At 69.3% G+C, this 12,000-nt stretch carries 8 protein-coding genes; 3 read left to right on the forward strand and 5 right to left on the reverse strand.

What is annotated here, in order from left to right; genetic code table 11:
• Window positions 1-180: 180 nt before the first annotated feature.
• The 3 genes from AW27_RS06835 (at window position 181) to AW27_RS06845 (ending at window position 4,665) form a co-directional block, all read left to right on the forward strand.
• Window positions 181-1,407, forward strand: coding sequence for a thiolase family protein (locus AW27_RS06835; RefSeq protein ID WP_030847655.1), 1,227 nt, complete (start codon window positions 181-183; stop codon window positions 1,405-1,407).
• Window positions 1,404-3,533, forward strand: coding sequence for a 3-hydroxyacyl-CoA dehydrogenase NAD-binding domain-containing protein (locus AW27_RS06840; RefSeq protein WP_037915276.1), 2,130 nt, complete (start codon window positions 1,404-1,406; stop codon window positions 3,531-3,533). The genes AW27_RS06835 and AW27_RS06840 overlap by 4 nt, the downstream gene beginning before the upstream one ends.
• Before the next feature lie 91 nt (window positions 3,534-3,624).
• On the forward strand, window positions 3,625-4,665 hold the full coding sequence (locus tag AW27_RS06845; protein ID WP_037915273.1) for an LCP family protein: 1,041 nt from the start codon (window positions 3,625-3,627) through the stop codon (window positions 4,663-4,665).
• Window positions 4,666-4,751: 86 nt separating this feature from the next.
• On the opposite strand, the gene AW27_RS06850 is transcribed toward AW27_RS06845, so the two are convergent.
• The 5 genes from AW27_RS06850 to AW27_RS06870 form a co-directional block, all read right to left on the reverse strand.
• Window positions 4,752-6,251, reverse strand: coding sequence for an amino acid permease (locus tag AW27_RS06850; protein WP_037915271.1), 1,500 nt, complete (start codon window positions 6,249-6,251; stop codon window positions 4,752-4,754).
• 123 nt (window positions 6,252-6,374) lie between these two features.
• Window positions 6,375-8,324 carry a 1-deoxy-D-xylulose-5-phosphate synthase gene (gene dxs, locus AW27_RS06855; protein WP_037915268.1) on the reverse strand — a complete coding sequence of 650 codons (1,950 nt, stop codon included), beginning with the start codon at window positions 8,322-8,324 and terminating at the stop codon, window positions 6,375-6,377.
• Between the two features lie 263 nt (window positions 8,325-8,587).
• The gene (locus tag AW27_RS06860) at window positions 8,588-9,874 is read right to left on the reverse strand and encodes a sugar ABC transporter permease (RefSeq protein ID WP_037917716.1); all 1,287 of its coding nucleotides are present in this window, start codon (window positions 9,872-9,874) and stop codon (window positions 8,588-8,590) included.
• Window positions 9,875-9,900: 26 nt separating this feature from the next.
• Window positions 9,901-10,689: an ATP-binding cassette domain-containing protein gene (locus tag AW27_RS06865; RefSeq protein ID WP_037915265.1), complete on the reverse strand. Its 789-nt coding sequence runs from the start codon at window positions 10,687-10,689 to the stop codon at window positions 9,901-9,903.
• Window positions 10,690-10,851: 162 nt separating this feature from the next.
• Window positions 10,852-11,964 carry a sugar ABC transporter substrate-binding protein gene (locus AW27_RS06870; RefSeq protein ID WP_172671247.1) on the reverse strand — a complete coding sequence of 371 codons (1,113 nt, stop codon included), beginning with the start codon at window positions 11,962-11,964 and terminating at the stop codon, window positions 10,852-10,854.
• Window positions 11,965-12,000: the final 36 nt, after the last annotated feature.

A 12,000-nucleotide genomic window follows, 5' to 3' on the forward strand; every position in this document is an offset into this window, starting at 1 on the left:
GAGGGGGCGCGTGCCGGGCCGGGACGGGGATGAACGGAGTGTGACCTTCGCCGCTCCTCGGGGAGGGGGTGTGCACATTGGTTACCCGCAAGTAGCATGGTCGGGTGAGCGGGCGCTCAGCAACGTAAGCCGAACGCGCCCCGCGCAGCAGTGCCATCCCGCACCTGGAGGAGAGCCAACGTGCCTCGTACCGTCAGGGACGTCGTCTTCGTCGACGGCGTCCGCACCCCGTTCGGCAAGGCGGGCCCGAAGGGCATCTACAACGAGACCCGCGCCGACGATCTCGTCGTGAAGGCGATCCGGGAGCTGCTGCGCCGCAACCCGGACCTGGACCCCAAGAAGATCGACGAGGTCGCCATCGCCGCGACCACGCAGATCGGCGACCAGGGCCTGACGCTGGGCCGCACGGCCGGCATCCTCGCGGGCCTCCCGCAGTCCGTCCCGGGCTACTCCATCGACCGCATGTGCGCCGGCGCGCTGACCGCCGTGACCGCCGTCGCGGGCGGTGTGGCCTTCGGCGCGTACGACGTCGCCCTCGCCGGCGGCGTCGAGCACATGGGCCGTCACCCCATGGGCGAGGGCGTCGACCCGAACCCGCGCTTCGTCTCCGAGAAGCTGGTAGACGAGTCCGCCCTGTTCATGGGCATGACCGCCGAGAACCTGCACGACCGGTACCCGACGATCACCAAGCTCCGCGCCGACGAGTACGCCGTGCGCTCGCAGGAGAAGGCCGCCAAGGCGTACGCCGACGGCAAGATCCAGCAGGACCTGGTCCCGATCTCGGTGCGCAACACCAACGAGGCCGCGGGTGAGACGGGCTGGGGCCTGGTCACCACCGACGAGCCGATGCGCCCGGGCACCACCCTGGAGAACCTGGCGAACCTGAAGACCCCGTTCCGTACGCACGGCCGGGTCACCGCGGGCAACGCCGCCGGTCTGAACGACGGTGCCACCGCCGCGATCATCGCGTCCGAGGACTTCGCCCGCGAGAACAACCTCCCGGTCAAGATGCGCCTCGTCTCCTACTCCTTCGCGGGTGTCGAGCCCGAGGTCATGGGCTACGGCCCGATCCCGGCCACCGAGAAGGCCCTGGCCCAGGCCGGTCTGACGATCGACGACATCGGTCTCTTCGAGATCAACGAGGCCTTCGCCGTGCAGGTGCTGGCCTTCCTGGAGCACTACGGCATCGCCGACGACGACGCCCGCGTGAACCAGTACGGCGGCGCCATCGCCTTCGGCCACCCGCTGGCGTCCTCCGGCGTCCGCCTGATGACCCAGCTGGCCCGCCAGTTCGAGGAGCAGCCGCACGTCCGCTACGGCCTGACCACCATGTGCGTCGGCTTCGGCATGGGCGCGACGGTCATCTGGGAGAACCCGAACTTCAACGCCGAGGGAGACTCCAAGTGAGCACCACCGCTGAGCTCCTGAAGGGCGCGGCCGAGCTGTTCCCCGACGAGGTCGTCACGTCCGCGCACGTCCGCCACCTGGATCTACCGTTCGGCGCCGGGCGCTTCGCGCTCATCACGCTGGACAACGGCTTCGACCACACCAAGCCGACCACCTTCGGCCCGCAGTCCCTCGCCAATCTGAACGCGGCGATCGACCAGGTCGAGCAGGAGGCCGCGGCCGGCAGCATCGTCGGCGCGGGCATCACCGGCAAGCCGTTCATCTTCGCGGTCGGCGCCGATCTCAAGGGCGTCGAGCTGCTCAAGAAGCACGACGAGGCGCTCGCCATCGGCAAGGGCGGCCACGACGTCTTCAAGCGCCTCTCCGCGCTGGCCGTGCCGACCTTCGCGTACTACAACGGCGCGGCGATGGGCGGCGGCGTCGAGGTCGGCCTGCACTGCAGCTACCGCACCGTCTCGAAGGCCATCCCGGCCTTCTCGCTGCCCGAGGTCTTCCTCGGCCTGGTCCCCGGCTGGGGCGGCTGCGCCATCCTGCCGAACCTGATCGGCGCCGAGCGCGCGGTCTCGGTCATCATCGAGAACTCGCTGAACCAGAACCGGCAGCTGAAGGGCAAGCAGGTCTTCGAGCTCGGCATCGCCGACGCGATCTTCGAGGGCGCGGACTTCCTGGAGCAGTCGCTCCTGTGGACCGCGAACGTCCTGAACGGCACCACCGAGGTCGTCCGTGCGGAGATCGACCGCGGCGAGGCCTGGGACACGGCCGTCGCCAAGGGCCGCTTCATCGCGGACTCCAAGGTGCACGGCGCCGCTCCTGCCGCCTACCGCGCGCTGGACATCATCGCCGCGGCCAAGGACGGCGACCTGCAGAAGGGCTTCGACGCCGAGGACACGGCCCTGGCCGACCTCATCATGGGCGGCGAACTGCGCTCCGGCATCTACGCCTTCAACCTGGTGCAGAAGCGTGCCAAGCGCCCGGCCGGCGCCCCGGACAAGTCCCTGGCCCGTCCGGTCACCAAGGTCGGTGTCGTCGGCGCGGGCCTGATGGCCTCGCAGCTGGCGCTGCTGTTCCTGCGGCGCCTGGAGGTGCCGGTGGTCCTCACCGACATCGACCAGGAGCGCGTGGACAAGGGTGTGGGCTACGTCCACGCCGAGATCCAGAAGCTGCTCGGCAAGGGCCGCATCAACCAGGACAAGGCCAACCGCCTGACCGCCCTGGTGACCGGTGTCCTGGACAAGGCCGAGGGCTTCGCGGACGCGGACTTCATCATCGAGGCCGTGTTCGAGGAGATGTCCGTCAAGCAGAAGGTGTTCGCGGAGGTCGAGGCGGTCGCCCCGGCGCACGCCATCCTCGCCACCAACACCTCCTCGCTGTCGGTCTCGGAGATGGCCTCCAAGCTCCAGCACCCGGAGCGCGTGGTCGGCTTCCACTTCTTCAACCCGGTCGCGATCCTCCCGCTGCTGGAGATCGTCCGCGGTGAGCAGACCGACGACGCCGCGCTGGCCACGGCCTTCGGCGTCGCCAAGAAGCTGAAGAAGACCGCGGTCCTGACGAAGGACGCCCCGGCGTTCGTCGTGAACCGCATCCTGACCCGCTTCATGGGCGAGATCCAGAACGTCATCGACGAGGGCACCCCGGTCGCCACGGCGGAGAAGGCCATCGAGCCGCTCGGCCTTCCGATGTCCCCGCTGGTGCTGCTGGAACTGGTGGGCCCGGCGATCGGCCTGCACGTGTCCGAGACCCTGAACCGCTCCTTCCCGGAGCGCTTCACCGTCTCCCCGAACCTCAAGCGGGTCGTCGAGGCCGGCAAGCGGGGCTTCTACGTCTACGACTCCGGCAAGCCGGAGCTGGACCCCGAGGTCGCCGCGCTCCTGGTCCAGGGCGACTCCGTCCTGACCGAGGAGCAGGTCCGGGTGCGCGTCCTGGACGCGGTGGCGCAGGAGATCGGCCTGATGCTGGAGGAGGGTGTCGTGGCCGAGGCCCAGGACATCGACCTCTGCCTCATCACCGGTGCCGGCTGGCCCTTCCACCTGGGCGGCGTCACGCCGTACCTGGACCGTGAGGGCGTCTCGGAGCGCGTGAACGGCAAGAAGTTCCTCGCCCCCGGCATCGCGAGCGTCCCGGCCTAGTCCGGGTCGCGGACGGTCGTTCGACGGCCGGGCCCGTCCCCCACGGGGGGCGGGCTCCGGTCATTCGAATACCTGTCTAAGATTCACCCCCATGACGGAAAAGCACGTGCGGCCCAGGCGCCGCCGACGCCGCGTTCTGCGGATCACCCTGCTGCTGGTCGCCGTGCTGATCCTGGGCGCGGCCGGGGCGGGCTGGTGGACGTACAGCCACCTCAACAACAACATCGACAGCGTCGACCTCGATCAGGCGATCGGGGACAACCGCCCCGCCAAGGTGGTCGCGAACGCGCAGAACATCCTGGTGCTCGGCTCCGACTCGCGGGCCGGGGCCAACGGGGACCTCGACCACGGCGATGTCAGCGGGGCCCGTTCGGACACCGCGATGCTGGTCCACATACCCGAGGGCCGGGCCAAGGCCACCGCGGTGAGCATCCCCCGCGACACCCTGATCACCCGGCCCGAGTGCAAGGACCGCGACGGCACGTCCGTGCCGTCCGCGAAGCGGGTCATGTTCAACTCCGTCTACTCGCTGGCCGGCCCGGCCTGTGTGGTCAACACCGTCGAGCAGATGTCCGGTGTGCGCGTGGACCACTTCGTCGAGGTGGACTTCGCCGGCTTCAAGGGCCTGGTGGACGCGCTGGGCGGGGTCACCGTCACCCTCGACAAGCCGATGAGCGGCGCCAAGGGCGGTCTGAAACTGGACGCGGGCACGCACCGGCTGAACGGCACCGACTCGCTGAAGTTCGTCCGTACCCGGTACGGCTACGGCGACGGCAGCGACCTCGGACGCATAGGCCTGCAGCAGCAGTTCATGCTGGCGATGCTGGCGGAGATCAAGAAGCAGGATGCCCTCGGCAACCCGGCGCGGCTCTACAAGCTCGCGGACGCCGGCACCAAGTCCCTGACCACCGACTCCGATCTGGCCTCGCTCACCGCGCTGTCCGACTTCGCGCGGAGCATGAAGGGCGTGAACCCGGAGACGATGGAGACCATCATGCTGCCGGTCGCCTACGACAAGGTGGACCCCAACCGCGTGGTCGTGGCCGAACCGCAGGCCACCCAGCTGTGGGACGCCCTGCGCAAGGACGAGAAGGTCCCCGCCTCGGCGAAGGACTCCCCCGCCAAGGGCTGACCGGATCCGCACAACGGAGCCGGCCGTACGGGTGACTGCCCCGTACGGCCGGCTCCGGCGTTCGCGCGTCCGAACCCTTCGGTCGTTCAGTACTTGGCGTCCGCGCCGACCTTGCCGAGACGGCTGTTGCGGCGTCCGTAGGCGAAGTAGACGATGACACCGATGACCATCCAGACGCCGAAGCGCAGCCAGGTCTCGGCCGGCAGGTTGAGCATCAGCCAGAGCGAGGCCGCGATCGACAGGATCGGGACCACCGGCACCCACGGGGTGCGGAAGGACCGGTGCAGGTCGGGGCGGGTCTTGCGCAGGACGATGACACCGAGCGCGACCACCACGAAGGCGAACAGGGTGCCGATGTTGACCAGTTCGGCGAGGCTCTCCAGGCTGGTGAAGCCCGCGAGGACGGCGATGACTCCGCCGAGCAGCATGGTCGCCCGGTAGGGGGTGCGGTACTTCGGGTGGGTCACGGAGAAGACCCGGGGCAGCAGCCCGTCACGGCTCATCGCGAAGAACACGCGGGTCTGGCCGAGCAGCAGGATCATGCACACGGTGATCAGGCCGACGGACGCGCCGAGACTGATGGCGCCCGAGAAGAACGGCTGGTTCACCGATTTGAAGGCCTCGGCGAGCGGCGCGGTCGCGGACATCTCCGAGTACTTCTGCATGCCGGTCACCACCAGGGTCACCGCGACGTACAGCACCGTGCAGATGAGCAGGGAGCCGAGGATGCCGCGCGGCATGTCCCGCTGGGGGTTCCTGGTCTCCTCGGCCGCGGTGGCCACCACGTCGAAGCCGATGAAGGCGAAGAAGATGAGCGAGGCCGCCGTGAAGATGCCCATGACGCCGAAGTTGGTGGGCTCGTAGCCGAAGAGCAGCTGGACGAGCGGGGAGTGCCAGCCGCTGACGCCCTCGGCCTGGGGCTGGGCCGGCGGGATGAACGGCGAGTAGTTGTCGGCCTTGATGAAGAACAGGCCCGCGACGATGACCAGCAGCACGACGGTGACCTTGATGGCGACGACGACCGCCGTGATGCGGGCCGAGAGCTTCGTACCGACGACCAGGATCCACGTCAGCACCAGGACCAGCAGGAAGGCCAGCAGGTCGAAGTGGCCGCCGGCGTCGGGGCCGGACAGGGAGGTCGGCAGGGTCCAGCCGAGGTTGGTGTCCATGAGGTGGCGCACGTAGCCGGACCAACCGACCGCGACCACCGCCGTGCCGAGCGCGAACTCGAGCACCAGGTCCCAGCCGATGATCCAGGCGGGCAACTCGCCGATGGAGGCGTAGCTGAAGGTGTACGCCGATCCGGCCACCGGCACGGTGGACGCGAACTCGGCGTAGCAGAGCGCCGCGAGGGCGCAGACGATGCCCGCTGCCACGAAGGCGAGGGCGGTGGCAGGTCCGGCGTTGTTCCGGGCCGCGATGCCCGTCAGGACGAAGATGCCGGTGCCGATGATGACACCGACACCGAACACCGTCAGGTCCCAGGCGGAGAGCGACTTGCGGAGCGCGTGTTCCGGCTCCTCCGTGTCACGGATGGACTGCTCCACCGTCTTGGTGCGGAAGGGGCTGTTCGTATCCCTACTCACCGACGCACCTCCGAACAGGTGTCGACGCACGCGAGCGGGCCGGGAGGCCCACTCCTCAAGAGTGATCTCCCGGCCCGTGACGTGCAACCGCGCGGCGATCTAGCGCTGTGGGCGCCGCCCGTCCTAGTCGACGGTGGCGGCCGACTCGCTGTCGTAGCGGCCGTCCAGCTTGGCCACCAGGCCCGTGACGTGCCGGGCGATGTCCGGGGCGGTCAGCCCGATCTCGGCCAGGACCTCCTTGCGGGAGGCGTGGTCGAGGAAGCGCTGCGGGATGCCGAAGTCGCGCAGGGGTACGTCGACCCCCGCATCCCGGAGCGCCTGCGAGACGGCGGAGCCCACGCCGCCGGCGCGGCCGTTGTCCTCGACGGTCACGACGACGCGGTGGCGGTCGGCCAGCGGGGCCAGGGCCTCGTCCACGGGCTTGACCCAGCGCGGGTCGACCACCGTCGAGGTGATGCCCTGCTTGTCCAGCAGGTCAGCGATCTCCAGGCACATCGGGGCGAGCGCACCGACCGAGACGAGCAGTACGTCCGTGGGGGCACTGCCCAGGTTCGAGGAGTCGAGGGACAGGGTGGCGTCGGCGGCCGGTGCGCGCAGCACGTCCATGCCGCCGATCCGGCCGACGGCCGGGACGGCCGGGCCGACGACGCCCTTGGAGAAGCGCACCACGGTCGGCGCGTCCTTGACCTCGACGGCCTCGCGCAGCTGCGCCCGCAGCTGCTCGGCGTCGCGCGGGGCGGCCAGGCGCAGACCCGGGACCACCTGGAGGATGGACATGTCCCACATGCCGTTGTGGGAGGCGCCGTCGGTGCCGGTGACACCGGCGCGGTCCAGGACGAAGGTGACTCCGCACTTGTGCAGCGCGACGTCCATCAGGACCTGGTCGAAGGCGCGGTTGAGGAAGGTGGCGTACACCGCGAAGACCGGGTGGGCGCCGCCGGTGGCGAGGCCCGCCGCGGAGGTGGCGCCGTGCTGCTCGGCGATGCCGACGTCGTAGATGCGGTCCGGGAAGGCGTCCGCGAACTTCTTCAGACCGACCGGCTGGAGCATGGCCGCGGTGATGCCGACGATGTCCTTGCGCTCCTTGCCGAGCCGGACCATCTCGTCGGCGAAGACGGAGGTCCAGCTGGCGGCGTCGGTGGAGACGGGCAGGCCGGTGTCGGGGTGGATGGGACCGATGCCGTGGAAGCGGTCGGCCTCGTCCTGCTCCGCGTGGGTGTAGCCGCGGCCCTTCTGGGTGAGGCAGTGCACGATGACCGGGCCGCTGAAGCGCTTGGCGCGCTGCAGGGCCGACTCCAGGGCCTCGATGTCGTGGCCGTCGATGGGGCCGATGTACTTCAGGCCCAGGTCCTCGAACATGCCCTGCGGGGCGATGAAGTCCTTGAGGCCCTTCTTGGCGCCGTGCAGGGTCTCGAAGAGCGGCTTCCCGACGACGGGGGTGCGCTCCAGGATCTCCTTGCCGCGGGCCAGGAAGCGCTCGTAGCCGTCGGTGGTGCGCAGGGTCGCCAGGTGGTTGGCGAGGCCGCCGATGGTCGGGCCGTAGGAGCGCTCGTTGTCGTTGACGACGATGACGAGCGGGCGGTCCTTGGCGGCGGCGATGTTGTTCAGCGCCTCCCAGGCCATGCCGCCGGTCAGGGCGCCGTCGCCGATGACGGCGGCGACGTGGTGGTCCTCGCGGCCCAGCACCTCGTTGGCCTTGGCGAGTCCGTCGGCCCAGCCCAGGACGGTGGAGGCGTGCGAGTTCTCGATCACGTCGTGGTCGGACTCGGCGCGCGAGGGGTAGCCGGACAGGCCGCCCTTGGAGCGCAGCCCCGCGAAGTCCTGGCGGCCCGTGAGCAGCTTGTGGACGTAGGCCTGGTGGCCGGTGTCGAAGAGGACCTTGTCCTTGGGCGATTCGAAGACCCGGTGCAGGGCGATCGTCAGTTCGACCACGCCGAGGTTGGGGCCGAGGTGCCCGCCGGTCTTGGAGACGGCGTCGACGAGGAAGGACCTGATCTCTGCGGCGAGCTGGATCAGCTCCTCCTGGCTGAGCAGGTCCAGATCGCGCGGTCCCTTGATGCGGGTCAGCAGCACCCGTGCCTCCTTGCAGTTGCTTGCTGGTCTGTCGAGTCTAATGTTCCGTTCGCGGGCGCGGTCATCGGGCCGTCCCGGCGGAGTCACAGCTTTGTCATACATGTACACACCGCCGCACGGCCACACATCACAAACGGGCGTATACCCGCACGGGAGTGCCTGCATTTGCACGCACGGATGCCCGGCGCCACGCGGAGTGGCGCCGGGCACTGTGACGGTTCTTACCGCCGCGGTCCGCCGCGGCGGACCGGTCGGGCGCGCGGTCAGGCGCGTCCGGCCGTCTTCTGGGTCTTGCGGGTGACCGAGTCGATCACCACGGTGGCCAGCAGGACCGCGCCGGTGATCATGTACTGGACCGGCGTCGCGATGCCCTCCAGGGCCAGACCGTACTGGATCGAGACGATGACCATGACGCCGAGGAGGGCGTTCCAGGTCCGGCCGCGGCCACCGAAGAGGCTGGTGCCGCCGATGACGGCCGCCGCGATCACGTTCATCAGCAGGTCGCCGGCGCCGGCACTCTGGTTGGCCGCCGCGATCTTGGAGGCCCAGAACAGGCCGCCGATGGCGGCGAATGTGCTGGAGATGGCGAAGACCGTGATCCGGATCCGGGTGACCCCGATGCCCGCACGGCGGGAGGCCTCGACGCTGCCGCCCAGCGCGAAAACGTTTCGCCCGAAGGTCGTACGGCGCAGCAGGAAGTCCGTGACGACCAGGGCCAGCAGGAAGAGCACCACCGCCAGCGGCAGGCCCTTGTACTGGTTGAACAGCGCGGCGGGGCCGAAGGTGCACACCGCGAGCAGGCCGGTGCGCAGCAGGATCTCGGTGAGCGGCCGGGAGGGCATCCCGGCGGCCTCACGACGCCGGGCGTCGAAGAAGGCCGCGAGGAAGTAGCCGGCCACCGCGAGCGCGGCCAGCCCGTAGGCGACGGCCACGTCCGAGAAGAAGTACGTGGTCAGCTGGCCGACCACGCCGTCGGAGTCGATGTTGATCGTGCCGTTGCTGCCGAGGATCTGCAGCATCGCGCCCAGCCAGAACAGCAGGCCCGACAGGGTCACGGCGAAGGCGGGGGCCCCGACCCTGGCGAAGAAGAAGCCGTGGATGGAGCCGATCAGGGCGCCGCCGACGATGGCGGCGAGGATGGCCAGCCATTCGTTCACGCCGTGGGTGACGGCGAGGACGGCGACGATCGCGCCCGACACACCGCTCACCGAGCCGACCGAGAGGTCGATCTCGCCGAGGAGCAGCACGAAGATGATGCCGATGGCGATCATCCCGGTGCCGGTCATCGTGATCGCGATGTTGGTGAGGTTCTCCGGGGTGAGGAAGTTGGAGTTCAGCCCCTGGAAGATGGACCAGATGACGATCAGGCCGATGACGACCGGGAGGGAGCCCAGGTCGCCGGCTTTCATCTTGTGCTTGAACTCGCCCCAGTAGCCGGCGAGCCCCTCCTCCCTGACGAGCAGGCGGGGGTCCACGGCCGGGATCGCGTCGTGTGCGGCCGCCGGGTTGACCGGGTCGATGTGCTCGTGCGCGACGGGGCCCTTGTCCAGTGGATCGGTGGCGGGGTTCTGGGTGCTCACTTGCCGGCCTCCGAGGTGCGGGCCGCCCGGCGGGTCACGGCGTTGTCCGTGGCACCGGTGATGGCGGAGATGATCTCTTCCTGCGAGGTGTCGGCGACGTTGAAGACACCGTTGTTGCGGCCCAGCCGCAGGACCGCCACCTTGTCGGCGACGGCCTTCACATCGGCCATGTTGTGGCTGATGAGGATGACCGCGTGGCCGCGCTCGCGCAGCCGCTCCACGAGGTCGAGCACCTGTGCGGTCTGCTCGACGCCGAGGGCCGCGGTGGGCTCGTCGAGGATGACGAGCTGGGGCTCGCCCAGCATGGAACGGGCGATCGCCACGGTCTGGCGCTGACCGCCCGACAGCGAGGCGATGGGGATCCGGACACTGGGGATCCGGATGGACAGGGTGGTCAGGAGTTCGCGGGCGCGCCGCTCCATCTCCACCTCGTCCAGGACGCCGAACCTCTTGAGCTCGCGGCCGAGGAAGAGGTTGCCGACGACATCGATGTTGTCGCACAGCGCCAGGTCCTGGTAGACCGTCGCGATGCCCAGGTTCTGGGCGTCCTGGGGCTTTCCGATGGCGACCGGGCGCCCCTCCCATTCGATGACGCCTTCATCGATGGGGTGCACGCCGGCGATCGTCTTGACCAGCGTGGACTTTCCGGCACCGTTGTCGCCGACGAGGGCGACCACTTCACCGGAGTGGATCTCGAGTTCTACGTCGGTGAGGGCCTGAACGGCACCGAACCGCTTCGAGACCCCTCGCAACGCCAGCACGGGCGCAGCGGACACATGAACCATCTCCTTCGCCGCCTGACCGGCGGGGATGTCGTGCAAAAGAGCAGGAGCGGGACGAATGGGGGAGGAACGTTTCTGCCCGGCGCCCCGCCCGGTGGCGGGGATGAGGAGGGAGGGGCGCCGGTCAGGCACGGGGGCCGCCTCGCGCAGAGGCGGCGGGGGCCGCTACTTCAGGCCGGCGGCGGCGCAGGCCGCCGCGTACTTGTCGGTGCAGATCTCGTCGACCGAGTAGACGCCGTCCTTGACGACGGTGTCCTTGATGTTGGCCTTGGTCAGCGAGATGACCGGGATCAGCACGGAGGGGACGCCCTTGGTGGTGGGGCTGTCGACCGTGGACGTGGTGCCCTCGGGCTTCCCGCCCTTGGCGAGGGCGACGGCCATCTGGGCGGCGGCCTCGGCCTCGGGGGCGTACGGCTTGTAGACGCTCATGAACTGCTCGCCCGCGACGATGCGCTGGACGCCGGCGAGTTCGGCGTCCTGGCCGGTGACCGGGGGCAGCGGGGAGACGCCGGCGGCCTTGAGGGCGGTGATGATGCCACCGGCCATGCCGTCATTGGCGGAGTAGACACCGATGACCTTGTCCTTGCCGAGCGCGGAGAGCGCGGCCGCCATGTTGGTGTTGGCGTTCTCCGGCTTCCACTCGACGGTGTCGTACTCCTTGCCGACGTTCACCTTGCCGTCGAGCTCGGAGTGCGCGCCGGACTTGAAGAGCTTGGCGTTCGGGTCGGTGACCGAACCGTTCATCATGACGATCTGGCCGTCCTTGGCCTTGTCGCCCAGCGCCTCAAGCAGGGCCTTGCCCTGGACCTTGCCGACCTCTTCGTTGTCGAAGGAGGTGTACGCGTCGATCGGGCCCTCGGCCAGGCGGTCGTAGGCCACGACCGGGATGCCCGCGTCCTTGGCCTTCTTGACCGAGCCGGCGATGGCCTTGGAGTCCACCGCGTCGATGATCAGGACGTCCACCTTGTTGGTGATCATCGTGTCGACCTGGGAGTTCTGCGTGGTCGCGTCCTGCTTGGCGTTGGCGTAGACGACCTCGCCCTTGCCGCCGGTGAGCTCGGCGACCTTCTTCTCGATCAGCGGCTTGTCGAACTTCTCGTACCGCGCGGTCTGGTTCTCCGGCAGGAGCAGGCCGATCTTGATCGCGTCGCCCTTGGCGGCGCCGGACGACTCCTTCGCCTTGTCGCCGGCCTCCTTGGCGCTGCCACAGGCGGCAAGGGAAACGGCCATGGCGCCGGCGGCAACGGCTACGGCGGCTCTGCGCATACGCGTGTTCATTACTTGAACCTCCCTGACGAGGCCGCTACGCCGCGG

Origin of the sequence: Streptomyces sp. PCS3-D2 (assembly GCF_000612545.2) — a bacterium.
Lineage (GTDB): Bacteria > Actinomycetota > Actinomycetes > Streptomycetales > Streptomycetaceae > Streptomyces.

Coding starts and splice junctions, on each gene's coding strand:
- AW27_RS06870 (WP_172671247.1), bottom strand. CDS start 11,964: ATGAACACGCGTATGCGCAGAGCCGCCGTAGCCGTTGCCGCCGGCGCC.
- AW27_RS06845 (WP_037915273.1), top strand. CDS start 3,625: ATGACGGAAAAGCACGTGCGGCCCAGGCGCCGCCGACGCCGCGTTCTG.
- AW27_RS06865 (WP_037915265.1), bottom strand. CDS start 10,689: ATGGTTCATGTGTCCGCTGCGCCCGTGCTGGCGTTGCGAGGGGTCTCG.